Source organism: Chondromyces crocatus (genome assembly GCF_001189295.1).
Classification (GTDB): Bacteria; Myxococcota_A; Polyangia; order Polyangiales; family Polyangiaceae; genus Chondromyces; species Chondromyces crocatus.
Genome location: NZ_CP012159.1, coordinates 8,629,104 through 8,655,227 on the forward strand (window position 1 = coordinate 8,629,104; position 26,124 = coordinate 8,655,227).

At 68.7% G+C, this 26,124-nt stretch carries 21 protein-coding genes and 1 pseudogene; 15 read left to right on the top strand and 7 right to left on the bottom strand.

The features are described from left to right. Window positions 1–26: 26 nt before the first annotated feature. From CMC5_RS31115 to CMC5_RS31130, 5 genes and pseudogenes are all read right to left on the bottom strand, one after another. Entirely contained in the window at window positions 27–1,304 is a 1,278-nt protein-coding gene (locus CMC5_RS31115; RefSeq protein ID WP_050433796.1) for a hypothetical protein, read from the bottom strand. Window positions 1,305–1,495: 191 nt separating this feature from the next. After that, a complete protein-coding gene (locus tag CMC5_RS31120; protein WP_050433797.1) occupies window positions 1,496–3,685 on the bottom strand; it encodes a bifunctional alpha,alpha-trehalose-phosphate synthase (UDP-forming)/trehalose-phosphatase in 2,190 nt (729 codons plus the stop codon). Next, window positions 3,682–3,993, bottom strand: a complete 312-nt coding sequence (locus CMC5_RS49360) for a DbpA RNA binding domain-containing protein (RefSeq protein WP_483772908.1) — start codon at window positions 3,991–3,993, stop codon at window positions 3,682–3,684. Before CMC5_RS49360 ends, CMC5_RS31120 begins: the two co-directional genes overlap by 4 nt. 384 nt (window positions 3,994–4,377) lie before the next feature. Beyond that, window positions 4,378–5,835, bottom strand: a pseudogene (locus tag CMC5_RS47950) (DEAD/DEAH box helicase); the annotation flags it as partial. A gap of 311 nt (window positions 5,836–6,146) precedes the next feature. Then, window positions 6,147–7,967, bottom strand: coding sequence for a Hint domain-containing protein (locus CMC5_RS31130; RefSeq protein WP_050433798.1), 1,821 nt, complete (start codon window positions 7,965–7,967; stop codon window positions 6,147–6,149). A 331-nt stretch (window positions 7,968–8,298) separates the two neighbouring features. Between CMC5_RS31130 and CMC5_RS31135 the strand changes: the two genes are divergently transcribed. Beyond that, a complete protein-coding gene (locus tag CMC5_RS31135; protein ID WP_050433799.1) occupies window positions 8,299–9,186 on the top strand; it encodes a helix-turn-helix domain-containing protein in 888 nt (295 codons plus the stop codon). Between the two features lie 44 nt (window positions 9,187–9,230). Further along, on the top strand, window positions 9,231–10,079 hold the full coding sequence (locus CMC5_RS31140) for an SDR family oxidoreductase (RefSeq protein ID WP_050433800.1): 849 nt from the start codon (window positions 9,231–9,233) through the stop codon (window positions 10,077–10,079). Between the two features lie 4 nt (window positions 10,080–10,083). Here the strand turns inward: CMC5_RS31140 and CMC5_RS31145 are convergent, their stop codons facing one another. Together CMC5_RS31145 and CMC5_RS31150 are read right to left on the bottom strand one after the other, a co-directional pair. Continuing rightward, window positions 10,084–10,536, bottom strand: a complete 453-nt coding sequence (locus CMC5_RS31145) for a PA2169 family four-helix-bundle protein (RefSeq protein ID WP_050433801.1) — start codon at window positions 10,534–10,536, stop codon at window positions 10,084–10,086. A gap of 302 nt (window positions 10,537–10,838) precedes the next feature. Further along, a complete protein-coding gene (locus tag CMC5_RS31150; RefSeq protein ID WP_050436234.1) occupies window positions 10,839–12,401 on the bottom strand; it encodes a carboxylesterase/lipase family protein in 1,563 nt (520 codons plus the stop codon). Between the two features lie 455 nt (window positions 12,402–12,856). Here CMC5_RS31150 and CMC5_RS31155 point away from each other — a divergent pair, with 455 nt between their 5' ends. The 13 genes from CMC5_RS31155 to CMC5_RS31215 all read left to right on the top strand — a co-directional run bounded on the left by CMC5_RS31155 (window position 12,857) and on the right by CMC5_RS31215 (window position 26,090). After that, the gene (locus CMC5_RS31155; protein ID WP_050433802.1) at window positions 12,857–13,495 is read left to right on the top strand and encodes a hypothetical protein; all 639 of its coding nucleotides are present in this window, start codon (window positions 12,857–12,859) and stop codon (window positions 13,493–13,495) included. A gap of 219 nt (window positions 13,496–13,714) precedes the next feature. Next, on the top strand, window positions 13,715–14,365 hold the full coding sequence (locus tag CMC5_RS31160) for a cytochrome c3 family protein (RefSeq protein WP_050433803.1): 651 nt from the start codon (window positions 13,715–13,717) through the stop codon (window positions 14,363–14,365). Between the two features lie 9 nt (window positions 14,366–14,374). Then, window positions 14,375–17,350 (top strand): Fe-S-cluster-containing hydrogenase, encoded by a 2,976-nt coding sequence (locus tag CMC5_RS31165; RefSeq protein ID WP_050433804.1) that lies wholly within the window; start codon window positions 14,375–14,377, stop codon window positions 17,348–17,350. Window positions 17,351–17,353: 3 nt separating this feature from the next. Further along, window positions 17,354–18,697: an NrfD/PsrC family molybdoenzyme membrane anchor subunit gene (nrfD, locus tag CMC5_RS31170; RefSeq protein WP_050433805.1), complete on the top strand. Its 1,344-nt coding sequence runs from the start codon at window positions 17,354–17,356 to the stop codon at window positions 18,695–18,697. Beyond that, window positions 18,694–19,263, top strand: coding sequence for a DUF3341 domain-containing protein (locus CMC5_RS31175; RefSeq protein ID WP_050433806.1), 570 nt, complete (start codon window positions 18,694–18,696; stop codon window positions 19,261–19,263). The genes nrfD and CMC5_RS31175 overlap by 4 nt, the downstream gene beginning before the upstream one ends. Next, complete coding sequence (locus tag CMC5_RS31180) at window positions 19,260–19,931, top strand: c-type cytochrome (protein WP_050433807.1); 672 nt, start codon at window positions 19,260–19,262, stop codon at window positions 19,929–19,931. The genes CMC5_RS31175 and CMC5_RS31180 overlap by 4 nt, the downstream gene beginning before the upstream one ends. After that, entirely contained in the window at window positions 19,928–21,136 is a 1,209-nt protein-coding gene (locus CMC5_RS31185) for a hypothetical protein (protein ID WP_050433808.1), read from the top strand. Before CMC5_RS31180 ends, CMC5_RS31185 begins: the two co-directional genes overlap by 4 nt. Next, window positions 21,133–21,501: a hypothetical protein gene (locus tag CMC5_RS31190; RefSeq protein WP_050433809.1), complete on the top strand. Its 369-nt coding sequence runs from the start codon at window positions 21,133–21,135 to the stop codon at window positions 21,499–21,501. Before CMC5_RS31185 ends, CMC5_RS31190 begins: the two co-directional genes overlap by 4 nt. Beyond that, on the top strand, window positions 21,498–22,385 hold the full coding sequence (locus CMC5_RS31195; RefSeq protein WP_050433810.1) for an SCO family protein: 888 nt from the start codon (window positions 21,498–21,500) through the stop codon (window positions 22,383–22,385). The genes CMC5_RS31190 and CMC5_RS31195 overlap by 4 nt, the downstream gene beginning before the upstream one ends. Then, on the top strand, window positions 22,378–23,484 hold the full coding sequence (gene coxB / locus CMC5_RS31200) for a cytochrome c oxidase subunit II (protein ID WP_050433811.1): 1,107 nt from the start codon (window positions 22,378–22,380) through the stop codon (window positions 23,482–23,484). Before CMC5_RS31195 ends, coxB begins: the two co-directional genes overlap by 8 nt. Then, complete coding sequence (locus CMC5_RS31205; RefSeq protein ID WP_050433812.1) at window positions 23,481–25,136, top strand: cytochrome c oxidase subunit I; 1,656 nt, start codon at window positions 23,481–23,483, stop codon at window positions 25,134–25,136. The genes coxB and CMC5_RS31205 overlap by 4 nt, the downstream gene beginning before the upstream one ends. Continuing rightward, complete coding sequence (locus CMC5_RS31210) at window positions 25,114–25,749, top strand: cytochrome c oxidase subunit 3 (RefSeq protein ID WP_050433813.1); 636 nt, start codon at window positions 25,114–25,116, stop codon at window positions 25,747–25,749. The genes CMC5_RS31205 and CMC5_RS31210 overlap by 23 nt, the downstream gene beginning before the upstream one ends. A gap of 11 nt (window positions 25,750–25,760) precedes the next feature. After that, on the top strand, window positions 25,761–26,090 hold the full coding sequence (locus CMC5_RS31215; protein WP_050433814.1) for a cytochrome C oxidase subunit IV family protein: 330 nt from the start codon (window positions 25,761–25,763) through the stop codon (window positions 26,088–26,090). Window positions 26,091–26,124: the final 34 nt, after the last annotated feature.

Genomic DNA, 26,124 nt, shown 5'->3' on the forward strand with positions numbered 1-26,124 from the left:
TCGGGGAGCGCCCGACGAGAAGGCCGTCACTTCTTCGCGGCCCGGTAGCCGCGGACCCAGTCGCGGGCGAGGTCGGTCAGGTCCTCCTCGCTGAGGTCTCCGTCCCTCTCCAGGAAGGCCACGACCTGGGTGGCGCGGAGGCGGTTCACGTCGTCGAGGTCCGGGTCCTCGGCCAGCACGACGAGCTGAGGGACCAGGGCGGGAAGGCGGCCGGATTCGCGGATGGACCGGACGAGGCGGTGGAAGGAGAGCTCTTCCTGGCGCGACATGCCGCTGAAGCGGAAGAGGAGGCCGCGGAAGAAGCGATCGAGATCGAGCCCCACTTCTTCGAGGCGGTCGGCCTCGGTGCCATGGGCCGCCTCGCCGTAATTGGAGTAGGCGACGCGATCGAAGCGGTCGCCCATGATGCGGAGCTGGAGCTGGAGGAAGCAGCCCAGCTTCCCGAGGTCATAGCAAAGCTCGGCATGGTCCCGGGCGACCTGCGCCGGGCGCTCGTCCATCGAGCAGCGTCCCACCGGGGGGTGGTCGCGGTAAATGGAGAGCGCCGTCGCGTGGTCCCCGGTCATGAGGGCGTGCGCGAGCGCCGGCTGGTGGGCGTCCCAGCCGGTCGAGTCGGTCTCGGCTCGGTAGACGGGAGGCTCGGCGTTGACGAGGGTGGCCACGTAAGTCCAGTCCGCGAGGGCACTGGGCGAGGGTCGGGATGCGGGTGAGATGTAGTCCGGCTGGATCCACAGGGACTCCTCGTCCGTCGTCTCGTCCTTCCTGGTGAGGACGAGGCGCTGGCGGTCGTCGGCCAGGGAGCCTTGCGTGATGCGGAAGCCTCCTCGCGCGCTGTACGAGCTCAGGCGCGGAGGCAGGCGGTCGTCACCCAGCTCGAGGACCAGGCGGTACGTGCCCTTGTCGATGCCGGTGTCGGTACCGGCGTTGCTGGGGTCCCCTTGGGAGGAGGGTGTCGTCTCGGGGAAGAAGGAGAAGACCATCCCCTCGATCCCGGGCTCGTCGCCCCGGCCGAGTCGGCCTCGCACGAGGCGGATGGGTCGGAGTTCCCGGGTGGCCGCCTCCAGGGCGTGCTCGAAGGCGTCGGTCGCGGGCCAGCTCCACCGGGAAGCCGCCCTCGGAGGGAGGTGTTCGGGAAGGGCAAGGACGTCGGACGCCCGGCCGCCGGGCTCCGAGCGGGAGGGGGCGCAGTCGAGGGTCCCCGCCGCGAGGAGGAGGGCGGCGCTGGTCAGCAGGGCGCGCGAGGCGCCTGCGCGGTGGGTCGGGGCGCTGACATCGCTCGCGTCGCGGTCGCCATCCACACGCATCGGGCTTTCTCCTGGCTGGAGGCGCCGCTCGGAGCCGGAGGGCTCTGCGAGGCGCTCGATGAGGGCTTCAGGGAGCGCCGCGCCGAGAAAGTTCCCGCGAGGGTCCGAGGAGGTGCCGATGGTGAGGTCGTGAGGTCAGCCCGACGCTTGGCTCGGTGGCGCTTCCGGGGCGCGTGCCCTCGCTGTGCGCGTCAGGAGAGGAGGCGCTGCAAGAGGCGCCGGACGGCGGCCGGATCGGGGATGCGGTGCGGGGCGCGGCTGTCGCTCGGGCCGACGTGGATGGCCACGGCGCTGGGCGGGAGGGCGGCGAAGAGGTCCTCGTCGGTCTGGTCGTCGCCCAGGGCGAGGATGGCCTCGTCGGAGGGTTCCGGAGAGAGGACGAGGGGGACGATGGCGCCCTTGTTCACGCCGTGCATCCGGATCTCGACGACCTTGTGGCCCTGGAGAATCTCCAGGGGCTGGTTGCTGAGGAGGGCGCCGAGGTGCAGCCGCAGCTCCTTGGCCTGGGATGCGCCGAAGCCGGGATCGGCCATGCGGTAGTGCCAGGCGAGGGAGGCGACCTTCTCCTCGATCAAGGAGCCGGGGGTGCTGCTGACGAACTGCTCGACGATGGGGCGGACGTGGTCTTTCCACTGGGTCTGGGGGTCGATGTTCCTGTGCCAGTCGGCATCCGGGGTGAGGCGCGACCACAGGCCGTGCTCGGCGTGCAGGCCGATGGGGAGGGCGCCGAGCCATCGCTCCAGATCCTGGTGGGGGCGCCCGCTGACGACGTGAACGCGGGTGGCGGGCCGCCGGGCGAGGTCGCGGAGGAGCGCGAGCAGCGCTTCGTCCGGCGCCGCCTGGGGCGGGGTGGCCGCGAAGGGGACGAGGGTCCCGTCGTAATCGAGGAGCAAGAGGAGGGAGGGCGCGGCGCGCAGCGAGGTCACGACGGCGTCGATCTGCTCGGCGGGGGACTCGCGAGCGCCAGCGGGCTCCCGCTGGGTCGCCGAGCGCTCGAGGGTGCCGAGGAAGAGGGAGACCCAGCGGTGGACGTCGTGGGTCATGATGCGCCGTCGAAGGGCGCTCATGCGGATGCGGCGCTCTTCGGGCGCGAGGGCGAGGGCCTGGGCCATGGCCCCCGCGGTGGCGTCGATGTCGTAAGGGTTCACCCGCAGCGCCTCGCCCAGTTCGGAGGCTGCACCGGCCAGCTCGCTCAGGATGAGCACACCGTCGTCGTCGACGCGCGAGGCGATGAACTCCTTGGCGACGAGGTTGAGGCCATCCCGCACGGGGGTGACGAGCATCACGTCGGCGGCGCGGTAGAGCGCGATGAGCTGAGACTCGGGGATGGAGCGGTAGAGGTAGTGGATGGGGGTCCAGTCGATGGTGCCGTACTCGCCGTTGATCTTGCCCACCAGCTCGTCGACCTGGGTCTTCAGGGTGACGTAGGCGTCGACCTCGGTGCGGGAAGGGACGGCCACCTGGACGAGCCGCACCTTGCCGTGCAGCTCGGGGGAGCGGGCGAGGAGCCGCTCGTACGCGAGGAGGCGCCGGGTGAGGCCCTTGGTGTAGTCCATGCGGTCGACACCGAGGAGAATGCGGCACGGGGCCGCGCGCTGCCGGATGGCGTCGGCCTCGGTGGCGAGTTCGGGGGAAGTCGCGACCTGCGAGAAGTGAGCGGCGTCGATGCCCATGGGGAACACGCCGAGGCGGACGTTGCGGCCGGCGTAGCGGAGGCGGTCCACCTCGACGTCGAGGCCGAGGATCCGCATCATCGAACGTGCAAACTGGTCGAGGTACGAGAACGTGTGGAAGCCGATGAGATCGGCCCCGAGCAGGCCCGTGAGAATCTCTTCGCGCCGGGGCAGGATCCTGAACGCTTCCGAGGAGGGGAAAGGGATGTGCAGGAAGAAGCCGATGGTGGCCGAGGGGAGGCGCTCGCGGATCATGCCGGGGACGAGCATGAGCTGGTAGTCCTGGACCCAGATGGTGTCGCCAGGGCGGTAGCGCGCGACGGTGAGATCGGCGAAGCGCTGATTGACGTGCTGGTACACTTCCCAGTCGGTCGAGACGAGGGGGATGCGATCGACCATGTAATGGAACAGCGGCCACAGCACGCCGTTCGAATACCCCTCGTAATAACGGGTGACCTCCTCCGGCTCCAGGTAGAGGGGTACCGCCCGCATGGCCTCGAGCTTCTCGTCGAGAGACCCGCGCTGCGCATCGTCCAGGTGACTCACGTCACCCGGCCAGCCGATCCAGAGCCCGTCGGACTTCGTGTGAGGCCCTCGGAGCCCGGTGGCGAGCCCGCCCGCGCTCGGCGCGACGGAGAGCTCGCCTCGATCGGTCCGCACGGTGACGGGGAGACGGTTGGAGACGATGAGTAAGCGCGGTTCTGTCATCTCTTCGGCCTTCTGGGCGGGCTCATGCCGGTCCCGCCGTGGGGTTCACGCCAGCCTTCACGCCGGTCGTCACGTCGGTCGTCGCGGCGTTCCTCGCGGTCACGCCGGACCTGGACCTTGCGCCCCTTGAGCCGGGTCGAGCTCAGGGCCTCGATGATGAGCTCCGCCGACTCGGAGGGGACCTCGACCATGGAGAAGTGATCCGCGATCTCGATGGCGCCGATGGCGCGCGAGCTGAGGGAGGCTTCGTTCGCGATGGCGCCGACGAGATCGGAGGGGCGGATGCCGGCGCTGTGGCCAGCGCTCACGAAGAGGCGGGTGACGCCGCCCTGATCCTTGCGCGCGGCGCTCCGTGAAGGAGCGCGTCCCTCGCCGCCGGGCGGTCCTTGCCAGGCCGGGGCGCGCCCTTCGCCGCGGGTGAACTCCTTCGGGCCAGCGCCACGCGGTGCGCCACGCTCGTCCTCGGCGATGAGGTCCTGCCAGCGAGCGCTCGGGGCGGCAGGCTTCCCCGCGGCTTCCGGAGCGTCTTGCCAGGCCGGCGCACGCGCAGGACCTTGCCCCTCGTCTCCAGGCGGTCCTTGCCAGGACGGGCCCCGCGGGGGGCCACGCCGCTCCCCTCCCCCCTGGTCCCAGCGGCCCTGGCCGCCCTGGTCCCAGCGACCTCGCGGTCGGTCCTGGAAGCGCGTGTCGTTGCCGCGCCACCGCGGCGCGCCTCGATCCCCGAAAGACGGGCCGCCTCGATCCCCCCAGGCCGGGCCGCGTCGATCCATCGGAGGAGGCGGCGGCGCAGGGATCTCCTTCTCCTCGTCTTCGCGATCGCCGAGGCCCCCCTGGTGTACGAGCTTCACCGCGGCGGCGGCGATGTCCATGATGTCGAACTCCTCGGCGAGGCTGGCGACGACGGAGCGGAACGCCTCCAGATCGCCCTCGCCGAGCACCTCGCGGATGGAGGTGCGGGCCACCTCGAGGCGGCGGGCCTTCAGATCGGCGACGGTCGGGAGCGAGGCGACCTCGATGCGCTGGCCGGTGAGGCGCTCGATGTTCCGGAGCAGGCGATGCTCGCGCGGCTCGGCCAAGGTGATCGCGGCGCCCTCGCGGCCTGCGCGGCCCGTGCGGCCGATGCGGTGCACGTAGACCTCGGCGGCGGGAGGGACGTCGTAGTTCACGACGTGGGAGAGGTGGTCGATGTCGAGCCCACGCGCGGCCACGTCGGTGGCGACGAGCAGCTCGGCCGCACCCGAACGAAAGCGCGACATGACGCGGTCGCGCTGCTCCTGCGAGAGGCCGCCGTGCAGGGCCTGGGCGTCGTAGCCACGCGCGTGGAGGGCCTCGGTCAGCTCGTTGACCTCGTTGCGGGTGCGGCAGAAGATCAGCGCCGAGGCCGGGCTCTCCATGTCGAGCACGCGGGTCAGCGCGGCGGGCTTGTGCGCGCGGCCGACCACGTAGGCCGACTGGCGGATGCGGGGGAGCTCGCCGGGGGCCGTCTTCTCGACGGCGATCTTCACGTGGACCGGATCGCGCAGGTGCTTGCCGGCGATGGCGGCGATGCGCGGCGGCAAGGTGGCCGAGAAGAGGACGGTCTGCCGCTCGGCGGGGGTGGCGGAGAGGATCGCCTCGAGGTCCTCGGCGAAGCCCATGTCGAGCATCTCGTCCGCCTCGTCCAGGACCACGGTGCGCATGCCATCCAGGGTCAGGGTGCCGCGGTTCACGTGGTCGAGCGCGCGGCCAGGGGTGGCGACGATGACGTGGACGCCACGGCGCAGCGCGCGGAGCTGCAAGGAGAAGGACTGTCCGCCGTAGATGGGCAGGACCTGGACCCCCATCGGGCGACCGTAGCGGTGCACGGCCTGGGCGACCTGCATGGCGAGCTCGCGGGTCGGGACGAGGACGAGGGCCGTGGGGCGCGGCGCAACGGTCTTGTCGATCTCGAGGCGGTTCAGGAGCGGGAGCGCGAAGGCCGCCGTCTTGCCGGTCCCGGTCGCCGCCTGCCCGACCAGATCACGGCCAGCGCTCAGGTGGGGAATGGACTCGCGCTGGATGGGCGTGGGCTCTTCGTAGCCGAGTTCGGAGAGGGTGGAGAGAAGGGCGGGGAGGAGGCCGAGGGCGGCAAAGCCGGACGTGGACGGGGGGGGACTGGATTCGGTCGCCATGGGTTCTTCGGAATGTCGGAGCGCAGCGCGGCGTGTTTCCGCCGCGGCGCCCGAGGCCACCCGCACCACCATCGGCGCGGCCAGGACCTCGATGCGGCGGGACCCTACCACGGCCCGGAGGCCATGAGGTCGGCAGCGAAAGGGCCCCATCAGCCGGGGCGGACCGGCGGCTAGCGGCCGCGGATGGACCGGGTTTTCCGGGACAAAAGGGCCGAGCCACCGGCTCATGGCGCACCGGCGGCTCGGAAAGCGTTCAGGATGTCCAGCTGCGGGCGGCGCCGCGCAAGGCGGCGTCCGCTGGCTCCGGGCGACTACTTCGAGGCGCGCGCCTGGCGGCGCTTCTCGATGCCGGCCTGCTCGTTCCGGACCCACTGGGGGACGCTCTCGGCTCGCTTCGCGAGGGCGGCCTCGTCGGAGCGGAGCTTGATGAGCGACTGCATCTGCGAGTCGCCGATCAGCACGCCGTTGGCGTACATGGTCGTCTCCTCCTGGCCCATCTCCGCGCGCTCCTCGGGGGTGCCGAGGACCAGGTTGTAGACGACGCCCTCGTAGTCCTCACGCTCGACGTGGGTCACCACCGCCACGCCGTTCGCCGTCTGGATGCGGTCGCCGATCATGAGTTCCTCGGCCTTGATGATCCGCGCGTCGACGGTGGGCACCGGGTGGGTGTTGGTCATGCTCACCGAGTTGCCGAAGCTGTCGATCACCCGGACCAGCGGCTTGCGCTCGCTGCCCTGCACCACGTCCATGACCGTGAGGGTGCGGCCCGTCTCGTTGGACACGACCTTCTGGCCAGGGACGATCTTCTCGATGGCCACGCTGTTGCCGTCGGCCATGGTGATGCCGGTCCCGGCCGGCATGCAGCCCCACCAGATCGAGATGTGGTCCGCGTTCTTCTGCGAGGAGAACCCGAAGGTCGGCCCCTGCACGCCGGTGACCGGATCCTTCGTGGTCACCTCGAGGTGGAGGTCGACGAACTGGCGGTGGTCGACGCAGTAGTCCGGCCAGGTGGCGTTGCCGAGCGCCGGGGCGAAGGCCTCGATCACGAGCCCCTTGCGGACCGCCGTGAACGCCTGGAGCCGGATCTGCGGGGCGCCCGTGAGGTCGGCCTTGCAGAAGCCACCGGCGGGGGTGGTGTCGCCTGGGGAGCTGAGCGAGAGCCACGCGCTCGCCTTGTCGACGACGAGCGAGTTGGCTGCGGCCGGCGTCGAGGAGCCCTTCATGGGCATGTAGAGCTTGTCGTCGTTGTACGTGGTCCCCGGGTAGATGGGGAACGCCGGGTTGTTGTTCCGGTCGCAGATGGCGGCGCCGGAGCAGACACCCCAGGTGGTGTGCTTGTAATCGCAGTCGGCGCTCTCGGTGTCGCGCTCCAGGCAAAGACGGATCTCGTTGTTCGCGTTCAGATCGTACGGCGCGCTCATGTTGATGTTGACGGGCGTCTCGGTCGCCGCGTTCACGATCTGCGTGGTCATGTGGTAGTACGACTCGTCGACGCCGTTCTTGGACGCGAAGACGAAGCTGTCCGCGTACACACCCCGGTCCACGGGGGGATTCGCCGAGTTCAGCTCCACGTCGGCCACGCCATCGGGCTCGTCGATGCCGGTCGACTCCTTGTAATCGAAGGCGAGCACGTTCAGGTTCTCGTCGAACTGGTAGCTGTCCTGGTAGACGTACTCGAGCCCGTCGATGCAGCCCGCGCGGCCCTGGGTCTTGAACTGGTTCGCGTCGGCCTCGAGCGTGAAGGCGAAGGTATCGCAGTACTCGGGCGCCGCACCGCCAGCGTTGAGGGGCTGCACATCGAGGCCGCCACCGACGACGCCCGCCTTGAGCGCAATCGCCCGCTCCCGGGCCACGGTGAGGCGCTCGAAGATTTCGGGCGCGCTCTTCGCCGTGATGCCCGAGCGGCGCATGCGGTTCTGCACGAAGCGGAACTGGCCTTCATCGGCGAGATCGAGCTTGATCGCGGTGCGCTTCTCGGTCTTCTCGAAGCGCAGCTTCATGCGGCTCATGTCCTCACGGACCACCTCGGGGGAGGGCATTTCCTCGGCGTCATCGGTCGTGACGGTGCACGCAGACGCGAGGATCGAGACAGAGACGAGGCCAACGAGATTGCGGAAGGACAGCTTGCTCATGACAGGCTCCTCGGGGTGGTCGGTGGCGAAACGGGTGTCGACGGTTCGGCGGCAATCACCTTGCTGCCGGGCTGTTCGCTGCCATCGCAGCGCTTGGTTCCCGGCGTTGCCGCGCCGTGACCAACGCTTAAGCAGGCGTCGTGCCACGGGCTCCGAGTCGCTTTTCCTGCGGAAAAACGCGGTCGACACGGGTTGTTCAACGGCCGCTGAACGAGTTGTTCAACTTTTGAGCGACGGGTTGTTCAAACGCCGTGCGACAGGTTGTTCAACGCCGTGCGATGGGTTGTTCAAACGCCGTGCGATGGGTCGTTCAAGGCCCGAGACCTGAACCATGCGCTCCCGTCACACCTGTTACACGAGCATCACCCCACCTCCCCCACTGTCGCACATCGTGGCTTCCTGCTGGGCTTACCAGGGGTACGCGCCCGCGCACGCGAAGGATCGGGTCCTGCCCTCGGGGACCATCGAGATCATCATCCCGCTCCGACGCCAGCCCCTCGTGGTCCATGAGGGCGATCGCGGGAGCCGGCAGCTCCGCGGGGCGGTGGTGACGGGGATACAGTCACGCTTCTTCGACATCGACACGGCGCAGCAGCGCGATCTCCTGGGTGTCCACGTCCGTGCCGGCTGCGCGAGCGGGTTGCTCGGCATCCCCGCAGATGCGATCGAGGAGGACCATGTCGAGCTGAGCGCGCTCTGGGGACCTGCCGCCGACGCTCTCGTCGATTCGCTCGCCAGCGCGGCGTCGCTCGCCGACGCCTTCACCTTGCTCCTCGAGGCGCTCACGTTGCAGGTCCGAACGACAGGAGGCGCGGCCCGACATCCGGCCGTGGAGGGCGCACTCACGCGACTGGCCGAGGGAGGCTGTGAGACGCCCGTGGTCGAGCTGGCGGCAGAGCTCGGTCTGAGCCATCGGCGCTTCGTCGAGCTCTTCCGGAGAGACGTCGGGACGACGCCCAAACGCTTCGCCCGGCTGCGCCGCTTCCAGGCCGTCGTGCGCGCAGCGCAGGAGGGACCCCTCACCCGAGGCCTCCCGTGGTCATCGATCGCGCAGCAGACAGGTCATTTCGACCAGTCGCACCTGGTCCACGAACTCCGCGCATTCGCGGGCATGACCCCGGGCCGCCTCGCCTCGCTCCGCCCGACCCACCGAGAAGTCCCCCTCGAGGAGCGGGGTCAGATTCTTCCAATACCCGACGACGTCCGCGTGCCAGGGTGAGCAGGCGCCACGAAGGGCAAGCGCTGGCGCGAGAGGAGTGTCCTTTGATCGTCGTCTTCGGATCCAGCGGCACGGTGGGCCGCGAGCTGGTGTCGCACCTGGTGCGCGCAGGGCATGGCCCTCTGCGCGCCGTCTACCATCGCCATCCCGTCGCGCTCTACGGCGTCGAGACGGTCCAGGTGGACGTGGCGCAGGGTCGTGGCATCGAGGACGCGCTGCGAGGCGCTCGGGCCGTGTTCCTGTTGACGGGTGACATGCCCGATCAGGCAGGCGCAGAGCTGCGCGTGGTGGAGGCAGCCGCGCGTGCAGGGGTGGAGCGGTTGGTGAAGCTCTCCGTGCTGGCAGCGCCGAGCGAGGCGTTTCCTCTCGCGCGCATCCACCGCGCCGTGGAGCGCGCGATCGAGACGACGCGCATCCCCTTCACCTTCCTCCGCCCTGGCAGCTTCATGCAGAACTTCGTGCTCCAGTACGGCCACGAGATCCGCGCGGAGAGCAGGTTCTCGCTGCCGTGCGGCGACGCGCATGACAACCACGTCGATGCAAGGGACATCGCGCGGGTCGCGGCGCGTTGCCTCACGGAGTCAGGGCACGAAGGCCGCAGCTACGATCTCGTCGGTCCGGAGCCGCTGACCTACCACGAGGCCGCCGAAAAGCTCTCGCAGGCCGTGGGGAAGACCATCGCGTACGTGGCCATCTCCAGTGACGAGTTCACGCGGCGCATGCAAGCCACCGGAGCCCCTCGGGAGCTTGCCGAGGGACTCCTGGAGATGTTCCGCTACCACGCCACGAGCGGCGTCGAGCAGCGGTCGAGCGCGATTCGCGAGGTGACCGGACAGGAGCCCACGTCGCTCGCCGCCTTCGCGCGCGAGCACGCGGCCGCGTTCCGGTCCTGAGCACTCAGTTGCTGGCAGCCTTGCGCTGATCTCGCAGCGCCTTGACCCGATCGTGGCTCTTGAGGATGGCACTGTACTGCCGCTCGACGACCATGCGGATCTCCTGCGGCAGCGTCTTGTCGAGGGCCTTCTTGTAGTCCGACTTGGCGTAGTCTTCACCGCGCTCGCACTCGCTGAGGATGGCGGCGTCGTCTCGGCCCGTCACGGCCGCCTTCAGGTTGATCCAGCCACGGTGCGCCGCTCCCGCGACGCTGCCGCCTTGCTCGGGTGCGCCGCCGAGCGAAGTCACGAGGCTCTGGAGCTCGCGAGCACACGCGGCACGCTCCTGGGAGTACGTCGAGAAGAGGGTTTTCAGCGTCGCGTCCTTCGTGTCCTCGGCCGCCACGCTGAAGCCCTTCTCGCCGTCCTTCAGCGTCTCCACGAGGTCATTGAGGATCGTCACGGCTTCCTGGTTCATGGACGTATCTCCCGCGCAAAGCGCAATCGCAACTTCGTCAGGGGCGTCGTGCTCGCGATCAAAGCTCGAGACACCCCCTGGTACCGTTGTTCTCGGTACCGCAACAACGCGGCACCGCGTCAGCAGGGGGCGTGCCAGCACTTCGTGGCAGCCAGTACGGCGAGGCGCCGAGAAGCCGCTCCTCCGGACGGAAATTCGCACGAGAAAGCCTCATTTGCGGAGAAACGCTGCCGTGCGTTTCCTGCACGTGAATGAAGAAGGATGCCGTCATGGCCACAAGCCGCGCACGGGCTCGCCTGGGCCTATTCGAGGCCCGCCCAGAACGCGAGGTGGTGCTCGGTTACGTAGTCGACGGAGCGGATTCCGCCTTCACCTGGCGCGAGGGACTGGACATGAGGGACGCTCGCTGCCGCGTCGAAACGGGGCCACGAGGGCAGCCGAGCATCATTCGGATCGCCAGTGCGCGCCAGGTTCGCCCAGTACCGGTTCATGTCGGCGGCGAGCTGCCACTGTTCTGGTGTGAGGTCGGCTTCGTGCTCGTCGAGCTGAAACTGATAGACGACCTCTGCGCTGTGGTGGGCGCCCGGAGGAAAACCGGGAGGGAATGGGATGATCGGCGGGGCGTTCCGATCCGCGAACTCGTAGGCGTGCATCACGGTGTGGTGCGCGAGCGCGTGCGTCTGCTGCCAGGTGCCGAGCGCCCATACCCGATCGGTGACCACGGCAGCCCACGCGACGCTCGGCGACTCGTACGCATCCACGGGATACTTCGCTTTCACCGCCGCGGCATGCCCTCCGAAAGCCTGCAGGAGCAAGGCGTCGTACCCCTCTTTCGTGACCTCTCGATCTGCGAGGTCGTAGAAGGTGGCAATGAACAGGCGCGCTTCGTCCCGGGTCGCGCCCGAGAGGACGGGGACGCGATGAAAGCGACCTGCCCGCAGCGCAACGGTCGGGTCTTCGGGCAGGGTCGCATCGCCGAAGGCGAACCGGGTGAAGACCGACGAGAGGGGCAGCAGGGACTCGACCGGGAGGTCACGCAGGCACGGAAGTGCGGTCTCTGGATCTACACAGCCGAGTTCCGCGGCCATGATCTGACCGAGCGCTTCCACCTCGGGGGTCGACAGCCACATCGAGGGGATGGCTGGCGCGTCGGGCATCAGGGTGCCCTCCGGGTAGTCCATGAACGCGAGGCTGCTCTGGATGGCGGCACGATGGAAAAGGGTTTCAGCGGTGGGAGAGGCGAGCTGTGCGACGACGGCGAGGCCGCCGTAGGACTCGCCGAACAGGGTCACGTTGCGGGGGTCGCCTCCGAACGCCGCGATGTTCTGCTGGACCCACCGCAAGGCCGCCTGCTGATCCTGCAGGCCGAACGTGCCGGCCCCCTCCAGGCCGGGATGCCCGAAGGCCCCCAGGATGCCGAGGCGATAGTTGAGGGTCACCACCACGACGTCTTCGTCGACGGCGAGACGCTTCGCGCCAAAGAAATGGCCTGCGCCGTTGGCGCCTCCGCCGCCATGGATCCACACCATCACGGGCTTGAGCGCGTCCGTGCGCGCCGTGTTGGGGGTGGTCACGTTCAGGGTGAGGCAGTCTTCCTCCAGGCTCTCGACGTCGGCGAACGAGGCGGCGGCCTGCGGGCACGGAGGCCCTGGTCGGGTGGCGTCGAGCACCTCGGACCAGGGCTCCGCCGGACGGGGTGAGCGCCAGCGGTGTGCTCCGACCGGCGCTGCTGCGTACGGGACTCCCTGGAACACCCGGTGGGTCTCCTCGACGGTCCCTCGCACCGGCCCGAACTCCGTCTGGACCTGTGCGTTTGCGCTCTCTGTCGGCAGGTCCTCCGGTGACCCGCTGCACGAGACGGTCATCGCGGAGAGCACCAGCAGCGTGGGCGCGGCGTTGAAACGCCAGCTTCTCCGACGAGGTGTGCTGGTTCTCCGGCGAGGTGTGCTGGATCGAGCCCAGCTTCCACCAGATCCCAGCGCGAAGGCTCTCCTCATGCGCGAAGTCTAGAAAGGGGGAGTCGGCTTCGGAACCTGCTGTGAACGCCGCAATCCTGCCGTCGCGTCCACGTCGCAGGACTCCGGCCGACGTGTCCCAGCTCGAGCCCCTCGACGCGATGGGCTTGCACGCCAGGAACTCAGCGGATCTGCGCCTCGGCCATCCCAGGGAAGGAGATGGCTCATGGGTTGGATGCCGGTGGCACGTCGGAAGGTTGCGGCCTGCGACCATCGTGTTGATCGGGCGGCGGCCGCTCGGTAGCGTGAGCCCCCGCGTGGCCCGATGCGAACGCACGATGGCAGGGAGCGGGAAGGACTGACGGATGAGGCTGAAGATGGGCTCGAACCTGGCGAGCGCGCTGCTCGTCGTCTCGTTGCAGATCACCTCCGCAGAGACGGCACGTGCCGACTCGGCCCAGCAACAGCCGCCAGCAGGCCAGGACGCTCCCCCAGCGACCTCCGCGGGGATGCCCTCTCCGGAAGCCACGGCAGCCTCTGGGCCCACGGAGGGCACTGCCGGGGAGACACGCGTCACGGCGACGCTCCAGGGCGCGGAAGGGGGCCCCACGGCGGCGCCTGGGCCGCTCGCGCCGCCCCCCGGCCCGACGCCCGCAGAGGCCCCTCCCGCGATGCAGAGGAGACCAGGCTTGATGGCCGCCGGCATCTCCCTCAGCGCCGTCGGACTGTTCACGGGGGGTCTCGGCGCGATCGCCCTCGGCACGTGCGCAGGTGCCCCATCGCGTGCGGATCGAGCAGGCGGCGATGCGAGCGGGTCTCAGGGCCGTGAGGGCGGCTGCCTCACCGGCCTCTCGTGGGGCCTGGTGATCGGAGGGACCGCGGCGATGGCGGTGGGCGTGCCGCTCCTCGTGATCGGCGCGCGGAAGGTGCCGGTCCAGGCCGCGCAGGGCGCCGCGACGCTGCTGGTCGGTCCCGGAAGCGTGGGCGTGCGCGTGACGATGTGAGCCGAGGGCCGAGTCATTTTGCCTCGGTCCGATCCAGACGAGTTCCGTCGCGCACGGCAACGCGCAGGTCAGGGGTGTCGTCGACGGTTGCTCCAGCAACAGAAGACACCAGATAAAGCTGGATAACCCGAAACCAACTGCCTCTCCGCATCATCCACCCGGGGGGACAGTCAGCAGGGAGGGCAGGCGCTCACACGCTTCGCTCATCGGGCTCCATCCATGGCCTTCGTGTTTCCGCCCTGGAGCAACACAGCGATACGAGCTGGAATCGCCGCGCTCTTGCTCGGAGGTGCGGCTGCGATCGCGGCTCCCATGATCTACATCCGGACGAGCTGGAACTCTGGACAGGGGTATGCCCCGGTTCAGCCGGTCCAGTTCGATCATCGGCACCATTACCAGGATGGGGCGATCGATTGCCGGTACTGCCACAACACGGTCGAGCGGAGCGCGACGGCGGGCATGCCTTCCATGGGGAAATGCATGGGGTGTCATGGCCAGATCTGGAACGACAGCCCGAAGCTCGAACCGGTGCGCCAGAGCTACTTCTCCGGCCTCCCGCTCCGGTGGCGGCGCGTCCACGATCTGCCCGATTTCGTCTACTTCAATCACGCGATCCACGTGAACAAGGGGGTCGGTTGCGTGACGTGCCACGGGCGCGTGGACCAGATGGCCGCAGTCCAGCAGGTCGCACCGCTCACCATGAAATGGTGTCTCGACTGCCACCGCGCGCCCGAGGGGCACCTCCGGCCTCTTGAGACGATCACCGACATGGCCTGGAGCCCAGGAGGCGCTGGAGAGACGGTGGGACACGAGGTCGCCGCCGAGCTGGGCGTCCAGCGACTCACCCATTGCAGCACCTGCCACCGCTGAGGAGACGCAATGGTCGACGACGAGCGCAAGATCTGGGAGCGAGCACCGGGTGAGCCAGCAGCGATGGCGGATCTGGAGCGCGAGTTCCCGGAGGGCGCCGACGCTCCGCCGGGCGTGAGCCGCCGTGAGTGGCTCAAGCTCGTCGGCGCGAGCCTCGCGCTCGCCGGGGCCACCGGGTGCAATGTCAGCCGGGTCGAGGGCATCCTGCCGTACATCGAGGATCCTCGGGAAGTCACGCCCGGCATTCCACGCTTCTATGCGACGAGCATGGAGCTCGATGGCTTCGCCACGGGGCTCCTGGTGCAGAGCGTCCATGGGCGCCCCACCAAGGTGGAGGGCAACCCCGACCATCCCGCGAGCCTCGGCGCGACGGGGGTGCTGGAGCAGGCCTCCGTGCTGGGGCTCTATGATCCGAGCCGCGCCAGGAGGGTCCGCCACGGCAGCGGGGCGTCGAGCTGGGAAGCGCTGGTGGAACGCTTCGGGGCGCCGCGCGCCGATCGGGGGGCAGGGCTGAGGTTCGTGCTGCTCCCGAGCAGCTCGCCGCTGGTCCACGATCTCGTCGGCCGCATCCTGGAGCGCCACCCGGAGGCGCGCTTCGCGTTCCATGCGCCCGCCACGAGCGAGGCGGCCTGGCAAGGAGCGGAGCTGGCCTTCGGGCGGCGGCTGTCACCCCAGCGGGATGTGTCGCTGGCGCGCGTCTGTCTCTCGCTCGACGCCGATTTCCTCTCGTCGATGCCGTTCTCGCTCCGGTATGCGCGGCAGTTCGCCGAGCGCCGCCGGGCGACGGGGCCGGGGAACGAGATGAACCGGCTCTACGTCGTGGAGACGGCGCTCAGTCCGACGGGGAGCATGGCGGATCATCGCTTCGCGAGGACGCCGCGCGGGATCGCCAGCTTCGCTGCGGCGGTGGTGGCCGAGCTCGCGCAGCTCCGCGGGGACGCCGCGCCACGAGGTGTCGTCGACGCCCTGAGCAAGCTGCGTGCGGAGGGGGAAGAGCGCTCGCTGGCGCAGGCCGTCGCGCGGGACCTCGCGCAAGGGCCTGGCGCGGGGCTGGTCATCGCTGGAGATCGCCAGCTCCCGGTGGTCCACGCGCTCGCGCACCTCGCGAATGCGCTGCTCGGGAGCCGGAGCGCGGCCTGGACCACGGAGTCGCCGTTGATCCAGCTCGGCGCAGCCCAGCAGAGCCTCTCGGAACTCGCCGAGGAGCTGCGCGGCGGCCGGGTGGAGACGCTCGTCGTGATCGAGGCCAATCCGTCGTATTCGACGCCCCTGGCGCTGGATTTCTCGGCGGCGATCCGGCGCGCGCCGGAGTCGATTTACCTCGGGCACCACGAGAACGAGACCGCCGCTGATTGCACCTGGTTCGTCCCGATGGCGCACTACCTCGAGTCCTGGGGGGTCGCACGCGCGTGGGACGGGACGCTCTCCACGGTGCAGCCGCTCCTGCGCCCGCTGTTCGAGGGGCGCACGGCCTCGGAGCTGCTCGCCGTCTTCGCGGGAGACCAGCGCCCGGACGCGCGCCGGCTCCTCGAAGACGCCGCGCGGCGCAACCACCAGGGTGGGGGCTTCGAGCGCTGGTGGGCCGAGGCGCTCCGGCGCGGTACGGTCGAGGGGAGCGCGTTCCCGCGCATCGACGCGGAACTCGACGAGGGGCGCCTCGCTGCGGCGCTCACCGCCTTCGCGGAAGGCCGAGCGCCGGCGGGGTCGGATATCGGAGGCGAGGCGGCATCCGAGGTCGTGGCCGAGGTGGTGTTCGCGCCGTGCGCGCGCCTGTACGACGGCCGGTTCGCCAACAACGCCTGGCTGCAAGAGCTGCCGGACCCGGTGACCAAGCTGACCTGGGACAACGCGGCGCTGCTCAGTCCGGCGATGGCACAGCGGCTCGGCGTGGAGAACGAGCACGTCGTCGAGGTCACGCTCGACGGTCGGTCGTTGCGAACGCCGGTGCTGGTGGCGCCAGGGCACGCGGACGGCGCGGTGACGTTGCACCTCGGCTACGGACGCAGGGGCGCGGAGGCGCTCGGGGTCGGCGTGGGCGTCGACACCTATGCCCTTCATCCTGCGGATGCGTCGACAGCGGCGGGGATGGTCGTGCGACGCCTCGATGGGGAGCGCTACCCGCTCGCGCGCACGCAGAAGCACTGGTCCACCCACGGGCGCCCCATCGCGCTGACGAGCACGCTCGAAGCCTACCGGGCCCACCCGGACTTCACGGCGTCCCAGAAGGGGAAACTCCCCACGCTGCTGCCCGTCGTCGAGCCGCGCGGCGAGCAGTGGGCGATGACGATCGACACCAGCATCTGCACCGGATGCAGCTCCTGCATGGTGGCCTGTCAGGCCGAGAACAACCTCCACGTGGTGGGCAAGGAGGAGGTGAGAAAGAGCCGGGACATGCACTGGCTGCGCATCGACACGTACTACAGCGGGGCGATCGAGGCGCCCGAGGTCGTGCACCAGCCGATGCTGTGTCAGCACTGCGAGAAGGCGCCTTGCGAGTACGTGTGCCCCACCAATGCGACGGTGCACAGCCCCGACGGGCTGAACGAGATGGTCTACAACCGCTGCGTCGGAACGCGGTTCTGCTCGAACAACTGCCCGTACAAGGTGCGCCGGTTCAACTTCTTCGATTACACCGAGCGCGGACCACTGAATGACCGGCTGGTGCGCTTGCAGCGCAACCCGGAGGTCACCGTCCGCGAGCGCGGGGTGATGGAGAAGTGTACGTACTGCGTGCAGCGCATCCGCAAGGCAGGGATTAACGCCAGGATCGAGGGCCGCACGGTGCAGCCGGGCGAGGTGGTGACGGCGTGCCAGCAGGCCTGCCCCACGGGCGCCATTCAGTTCGGCTCGCTCACGCACAGGGAAGAGAAGGTCGTCACCTGGCGCGAGGAGCCACGCAGCTACGCGGTGCTCCACGAGTTGGGGACGCGGCCTCGCACCGCTTACCTCGCGCGCATCAACAACCCGAACCCGGAGATCACCTGAGCCGTGACAGAGCCCCTGATCCTCGGCAAGCCTTCGGATCGCGAGCTGTCCGAGCAGCTCCTGTCGGTCGTGTGGCGACCGCAGTCGCGGCTCTGGTCACTCGCGTTCGGTGCTGCCGGGGCCGGGACGGCGCTGTTCTTCTACTGTGTGTACGTCACCTTCACCACGGGCATCGGGACGTGGGGGAACAACATCCCCGTCGGCTGGGCGTTCGGCATCATCAACTTCGTCTGGTGGGTGGGGATCGGGCACGCCGGAACGTTCATCTCCGCCATCTTGCTGCTCCTGGAGCAGCCCTGGCGGACGAGCATCAACCGCTTCGCCGAGGGGATGACGCTCTTCGCCGTCATCCAGGCGGCGATGTTCCCCGTGCTGCACCTCGGTCGGCCCTGGTTCGCCTACTGGCTCGCGCCCTACCCCTCGACGCTCCAGGTCTGGCCCCAGTTCCGGAGCGCATTGCCCTGGGATGCGGCGGCGATCACCACCTACTTCACGGTCTCGCTGCTGTTCTGGTACGTCGGCCTCATCCCCGACTTCGCGTCGTTGCGGGATCGCGCGCCGGGGCGGCTGCGGCGGGTGATTTACGGGATCTTTGCGCTCGGGTGGCGGGGGTCGACGCGCCAGCTCGCCCACTATCGGCTGCTCTATGTCCTGCTCGCAGGGCTGGCCACGCCGCTCGTCGTCTCGGTGCACTCCATCGTGAGCAGCGATTTCGCCATGGGGCTGACGCCAGGGTGGCATGCGACCATCTTCCCGCCCTTCTTCGTCGCTGGCGCCATCTTCTCCGGATTCGCGATGGTGCTGACCTTGCTGCTCCCGGTGCGTCGCATCTTCCACCTGGAGAACGTGGTGACCCAGCGCCACATCGGGGCGCTGGCCAAGATGATCCTGGTCACCGCCTGGATCGTGATCGGGGCCTACATCATCGAGTTCTTCGCGGCCTGGTACAGCGCCTCTGAATACGAGAGCTATCAGTACTTCATTGCGCGCCCGACCGCCCCTGGGGCGGCCGTGTTCTGGGTGCAGATGGTATGCAACGCCGTCGTTCCCCAGCTCCTGTGGTCCCGCCGGGTCCGTGAGAGCGGCATCGCGCTGTGGATCATCTCGGTGCTGGTGAACGTCGGGATGTGGGCCGAGCGCTACGTGATCATCGTGCTTTCCCTGCAGCGGGAGTTCTTGCCCGCGCGGTGGAGCGAGTTCGTCCCCACCTGGGTCGACATCGGCCTCTTCGTCGGGACCATCGGCTTCTTCTCCCTGCTCTTCCTGATCTTCCTGCGCCTCTTCCCGTTCATCCCGGTGGCGGAAGTGAAGGAGCTCAACCACGAGCTGCGAAAGGGGCACGGATGAAGCCCGCACTCCTCGCCGAGTTCGAGACGCCAGAGGCGCTGCTCTCGGCCATCGAGGCGCTCCACGCGCGCGGCTACCGCAAGCTCGACGCGTTCACGCCGTACCCGGTGCACGGCCTGGAGAAGGCGCTGCGGCTGCCACGCTCGAAGTTGCCCTGGATGGTGCTCCCGTTCGCGCTCACGGGCGGAGGGGGCTGCTACTCGCTCCAGCTCTACCTCAACGGCATCGACTACCCGATCAACGTCGGCGGTCGGCCGCCACACTCCGCGCCGGCGTTCATTCCGATCACCTTCGAGATGCTGGTGCTTTCGGCCGCGCTGGCGGGACTCATCCTCTTCCTCGTGCTCTGCCGGTTGCCGGAGCTTCATCACCCGATCTTCGAGGTCGAGGGCTTCGACCGCGCGAGCCAGGATCGGTTCTGGCTGGCCATCGACGAGCGGGATGCAAAGCTCGTCCGCGGGCACACCGAGCCGGAGCTCCAGGGGCTCGGGGCGAGCCGGGTGGCCTGGACCAGCAACCCGCCGCGGCCTCCCTCGGAAGCGACCGCTGGTGGAGGCGCGCCATGAAGCGACACGCCCTGGCCACCTCGGCACGCTTTGCCTCGCTGCTGCTCGCAGGAATCGCGCTCGCCTCCTGCGCACTCCAGGACGCCCCCGCCCTCGAAGGCGAGGGCGACGTGAGCGGGACGCCGGCCCTGATCGAGATCGATCTGGAGCGGATGATCTACCAGCAGCGCTACGACCCGTGGGAGGCGGCCTCCATCTTCCCGGACGGGAAGGTGATGCGACACCCGCCCGAAGGCACGGTGCCTCGTGATCGGATCACCTTCGCCCCGCAGGTCACCGACGGGGTGGACGACGAGGGCGCCTACGTGGACCGGGTGCCGTACCGCCTCGATCGACGCGCCCTCCAGCGAGGCCAGAATCGCTACGACATCTTCTGCGCGCCTTGCCATGGCGTGGCTGGAGACGGCGTCGCCCAGGTGGCGGTGGCGATGAGCTTGCGCAAGCCGCCCACCCTGGTCGACGCGCCGATCGCTGCGTATCCGGCAGGGCGGCTCTATCAGGCGATCGACGTCGGATACGGACTGATGCGCTCGTACGCGGCCGATCTGACCGTGGAGGATCGGTGGGCGGTGGTCGCCTACGTGCAAGCGTTGCAGCGCGCGCGAAGCACCGCGCTCGACGCTCTCCCCCCTGCCGTGCGCGCACGCGCCCTCTCGGAGCTGCCATGAGCGACGACGCCCCCCGCCCTCAGCACGGAACCCCTCGCTTTCAAGGGGGCCGCCGCCTGTCCACCGTCGCGCTCGGGCTCGCATTGCTCGGTGGCCTCGGGCTGATCGCAGGGCTCTTCCTGGCCCCCCAGCGCATGTTCTTCGCGTACCTCGCGGCCTTCGCCTGGGCGAGCACCATCGCGATCGGCGGGCTGATCTTCCTGATGATCGTGCTCGCCATGCGCGCCGGGTGGCCCGTCGCGGTGCAGCGGTTGACGGAGACCGTCGTCAGCGCCCTGCCCTTGCTCGCACTGCTCTTCGTGCCCGTCGCGCTCGGGCTCGAACAGCTCTACCCGTGGACCCGCCCCGAGGCAGCCGCCGACGAGCACCTGCGCCATCTCCTCGAGCACAAGCGGCCTTACCTGAACGCGGCGGGCTTCGTGATCCGCACGGGCGTGTACTTCACCATCTGGATCGCGGTCGGGGCGCTGCTGCGGCACTGGTCGCTGCGGAGGGACGAGCAACCCGGGCTCGACGTGGATCGGCGCATGACCGTCCTCAGCTCGGTCGGGCTGCCGCTCGTGGGGCTCTCGCTGGTCTTCGCGTCGTTCGACTGGCTGATGTCGCTCGACCCCGCGTGGATGTCGACGATGTTCCCCATCTACGTGTTCGCAGGCGGGTTCCTCGCGGCGCTCGCCCTGCTCACGGCGCTGACGTTCGCCGCGGACAGGGCGGGGCTCTTGCCCGGCATCACGGACTCTCACTACCACGCGCTCGGACGCTTGCTCCTGGCGTTCACTGCCTTCTGGGCTTACGCCGCGTTCTTCCAGTTCCTGCTGATCTGGTCGGCCAACCACCCCCACGAGGTGAGCTTCTACCTGCAGCGGTGGCATGGCCCGTGGAAGGCCGTGACCGTCGCGCTGTGCGCGTCGCGGTTCCTGATCCCCTTCTTCCTCCTGCTCAGCTACCGGCTCAAGCGCACACCGGCGCGCCTGGGGACGCTGGCCGCCTGGATGCTGGCCACCCATTACCTCGACATGCACTGGCTGGTGGTGCCCAACGTCCCGGAGGCGGTCGGGTTCCCCTACCACTGGCTCGACGTCTCGGCGCTGCTCTTCCTCTCCGGTGCTTGCGTCGCCTACGCGTCCCACAGGCTGCACGGCAAGGCGACCCTCCCCGTGGGGGATCCTTCCCTGCCCCGAGCCCTCCAGTACGAGAGCGTATGAGCAACGACGACCGCGAACCGCAGCTCCGCCAGGAGCCCGACGATACGCCCGTGGGACGCGTCGCCCTCGTGGCGCTGATCATGGTGGGGATCTCCGTCGCGCTGGTGATCGCCGCGACGCTGCTGCTCGACGTGCAGCTGAACGAGCTTCGACCTTCGAGAACGTGGCCAGAGGCGCGCTCCGACAGGGAGAAGTTCCCGATCATCCTGCAAGACCTCTTCGGGGAACACGGCCCTGGGCAGCTCTTGAACCAGAAGCGGCGCGCGGAGCTCGGTACCTTCCGGTGGGTCGACAGGCCGGGTGGGCGCGTGGGCGTCCCCATCGACGTGGCGATGGACCTCGTGATCGAGGAGAGCCAGCGATGAGCCGGCTCATGCTGCTCGCACTCTTGCTCGCGCTGGGTGCCATGACGTGCCCTGCCCTCGCCGGGCCTGGTGCTCCAGCTGCAGCGCCTCCGCCGGGTGGGCCTACGGTGCTCCCGGTCGCGGCACAGGGTGCCGATCTGGACGAGAGGCTCGGCCAGCAGGTCCGGACCAATCTCGTGTTCACCGACATGCTCGGCCGGACCACGCGGCTCGGGGACCATCTGAGCGATGGGCGCCCTCTGGTGCTCGTCCTCGCGTACTACCGCTGCCCGGCGCTGTGCAGCATGGTCCTGCGCGGCCTGGTCGATGGCCTCCAGCGGCTCTCCTTCCGCCCGGGCGAGGACTATCGTCTGCTCACGGTCAGCTTCGATCCGCGCGATCAGCCGACGTCTGCCGCGAAGAAGCGGGACGGCGTCGTCGCAGAGCTCGCGCGCGGACGGGGTGCGGCGACCGTTCCGCCCGACACCTGGCCTTTCCTCGTTGGCGAGGAGTCGGAGGTCCGCGCGCTCGCCTCGGATCTCGGGTTCCAGTTCGCCTACGACCCCGCGACGGACCAGTACGCGCACCCAGCGGCAGTCTTCGTGCTGACGCCCGAGGGAAAGATCTCTCGCTACCTCTACGGCGCGGATTACCCGGCCCGGGATCTCCGGCTCGCGCTGCTCGAAGCGAGCGAGGGGCGGGTGGGCAGCATCGTCGATCGGGTGATCATGACCTGCTATCGCTACGACCCGGCGACCCGACGCTATGGGCCGTACATCACGGGGTTCTTCCGGCTCGGGAGCGTGGGCATCCTGCTCAGTGTCGGCGGGCTGCTCGTCACGCTGTGGCGCCGTGAGCGGCAGGTGCGCCGCGGTCCACCGCGAGAGGGAGCGGGCCATGAATGAGTTCTTGCGCCGGCTGCTGTTCCTCCCCCCGCAGCGCTCGACGATAGCGGCAGAGATTGATCACCTCCATTACCTCGTCATCACCATCACGATGATCGGCGCCACGCTCGTGGCGGCCATCGGGGGCTATTTCCTCATCCGTTATCGGCGCCGGAAGGATCCGGATGGCCGGCCCAATGCAACATCGGGAACTCGATCTGCGCTGAAGGCCGAGGCCGCCGTGCTGGTCGTGCTGGGCGCGCTCTTTCTCTGGCTCTGGTGGATCGGCTACCGCCAGTACATGCGCCTCGCGATTCCCCCGGAGGAGTCGCTCGACGTCTACGTGACGGGCAAGAAGTGGATGTGGAAGTTCGCGTATCCGCATGGCGCCGCGTCCGTGAGCGAGATGTACGTGCCAGCGGGGCGCCCGGTGCGGCTCATCATGACGTCGCGGGACGTCATCCACAGCTTCTTCGTCCCCGACTTCCGCATCAAGCAGGACGTCGTGCCGGGCCGCTACACGACCGCCTGGTTCGAGGCGGTGCAGCCGGGGACCTACGAGATCCTCTGCACCGAGTACTGCGGGACGGAGCACTCGTACATGCGGGGCCACGTCGTGGCGCTGGGCCCGGAGGACTACGCGCGGTGGCTGAAGAGCGACGATGCCCTCCAGCCGAGGGAACCGAGGGCGGCGCTGGACGAGCGGATCGAGCGCGGGGGGCCGCCGCTTCCCGTCCAGATGCAGCTCGGGGAGACGACGATGGCGCGTCGGGGGGAGCGCGCTGCCGCGGAGCATGGCTGCCTTCGCTGCCACACGCTCGACGGGAGCCGGCACATCGGCCCCACCTTCGGGGGGCTGTATGGCCAGAAGGTCCCCCTCGAAGGGGGCGGTGAGGCGCTGGTGGACGAGGCCTTCATCACGGCCTCCATCATGGATCCGGCGGCCGTGATCCACCGCGGCTTCGCGCCGGTCATGCCGTCGTACCTGGGTCGCCTCGAGCCCGCGGAGGTGGCGGGCATCGTGGAACTCATCCGCTCCCTGCGCCTCGTCCGGCCAGCGCCCGGCGCGCTGGAGGAGGGCATCCGGAGCTTCGAGACACTGGAGGAGCAGGCACGATGAGCGACGCGCAGGCGCAGGACGAGCACGCGCCCGAGGCGGGGCACGAGGCCGACTACCTGCGCGCCGACGGCGGGCTGCGCGGGTGGCTCTTGACCATCGATCACAAACGCATCGGCATCATGTTCTACGGCCTGGTGCTGCTGTTTTTGCTGCTCGGCGGGCTGTTCGCGATGATCTTGCGCGCCGAGCTGATCACGCCGGAACCCACCCTCATCCAGGCCGACACGTACAACCGCATGTTCACGCTGCACGGCGTGATCATGGTGTGGCTCTTCATGATCCCGTCGATCCCCAACGTGTTCGGCAATTTCCTCTTGCCGCTCATGCTGGGAGCGAAGGACCTGGCGTTCCCGCGCCTGAACCTGGCGAGCCTCTACGTCTTCGCGCTGGGGGCTCTCGTGACCCTGGGGGGCGCGGTGGCCGGCGGCGCCGACACGGGGTGGACCTTCTACGCGCCGTACAGCACCACCACGCCCACGGCCGTCGTCCCGATCGTGACCGGGATCTTCATCCTCGGCGTGTCCTCGATCATGACGGGCCTCAACTTCATCGTGACCACACACACGATGCGGGCCGAGGGCATGACGTGGACGCGGGTGCCCCTGTTCGTGTGGGCCATCTACGCCACGAGCGTCATCATCCTCTTCGCCACGCCCGTCCTCGGGATGTCGATCACCCTGGTCGGCATCGATCACATCTATCACTTCGGGATCTTCGACCCGGCGCTCGGTGGCGATCCCGTCCTCTTCCAGCACATCTTCTGGTTCTATTCGCACCCGGCGGTCTACATCATGATCCTGCCTGCCATGGGCGTGATCAGCGAGGTGGTGTCGACCTTCTGCCAGAAGCCGCCGGCCTCCTACATGGCCATCTTCATCTCCTCGCTGGGCATTGCGTTCGTCGGGTTCTTCACCTGGGGCCACCACATGTTCGTGGCCGGAATGAGCACGTTCGACGCCGGCGTCTTCGGCGCGCTGTCGATGTTCGTGGCCATCTTCTCGGCGATCAAGGTGTTCACCTGGGTGGCCACGATGTACCGCGGCTCCATCCGGTTCAGCACCCCGATGCTCTATTTCCTCTTCTTTCTCTTCCTGTTCGTGTTCGGGGGAATGACCGGGGTGGCGGTTGCGACGCAATCGCTCGACGTGCACTGGCACGACACGTACTTCGTCGTCGCGCATTTCCACTTCATCATGGTCGGCGCCACGCTGACGGGGTTCCTCGCAGCGGCCCATTACTGGTTCCCCAAGATGTTCGGGCGCATGTACTCCGAGCGCATGGGCCTGCTCACGTCGGCGGCCGTCTTCGCGGGCTTCTTCCTCACGTTCTTCCCCCAGTTCTTGCTGGGAAATGCGGGGATGCCGCGCCGTTACTATGCGTATCCCGAGCGCTTCCAGTGGCTGAATGCCCTTTCCAGCGGAGGCTCGTTCCTGCTCGGAGGCGCGCTCCTGCTCACGCTGGTGAATCTCCTCGTCGCCCTCCGCTGGGGCCGAAAGGCAACGCCCAATCCGTGGGATTCACGGGGCTTCGAGTGGGAGACGGCGACGATGCCCATCAAGCACAACTTCGCCGTGCCGCCACGAATCCAGCGTGGTCCGTACGATTATCACCTGACCGAGGAGGAGGCCCATGCCCGCGTCTCGCCTGGCTGAGCACTTCGAGGATCTGGAAAAGCAGACCCACGCAGCCCGCCTGGGGATGTGGATCTTCCTCGGGAGCGAGACGCTCCTGTTCGGGGCGCTGTTCGGGCTCTACGGGGCCTACCGCGCGATGTACCCGGAAGCGTTCGCCGCCGCCGCGGCGCACAACTCCATCTGGATCGGGTCGATCAACACCGTGGTGCTGATCACCAGCAGCCTCACCGTCGCCCTCGCGGTGGTCGCCGTCCGTGCCAACCTCGGGCGACGCGCGGGCGTGTTGCTGCTGGTGAGCTTGCTCTTCGGCGTGACCTTCCTCGTCCTCAAGGGGATGGAGTACGCGGACCACATCCACCACGGCATCTTGCCGGGCAGCGCGTACCACTTTCACGAACTCCCCTCGGCCGGGGCGAACCGGTTCTTCTCCCTGTATTACCTGCTGACCGGGCTGCACGCGCTGCACGTGATCGCCGGGATGATCTTCCTGGGCGCCGTGTCGGTGGGCTGCTTCCGCGGTCGCTACGACAACCGTTACCACACGCCCGTCGAACTCGGCGGGCTCTACTGGCACCTGATCGACATCATCTGGATCTTCCTGTGGCCGCTCCTCTACCTCACCCGCCCCTGAGGGCCGATGTCATGGAACACAAGCACGGCACCACGCGGCATTACCTGATCGTCTACGTGGCGCTCCTCGCGCTGACCGCGCTGTCGTTCGGGCTGACCTTTCTGCACCTCGGCACCACGGAGACGGTCCTCGCCCTCGTCATCGCGCTGATCAAGAGCACCCTGGTCGTGCTGTTCTTCATGCACCTGCTCGAGCAGCGTACGGTCAGTGCCCTGGTGCTGGGCACGACCCTGTTCTTCATCGCGCTGCTCACGGCCCTCATGGCCGCCGACGTGGTCACGCGCGTCAACATGACACCTGCCCCATTCAGCATCACCGAACGAGCCGACGCGGAGCGTTGAGCGCCTGCGCTGGCGCGTCCGGAAGGCCGACGCG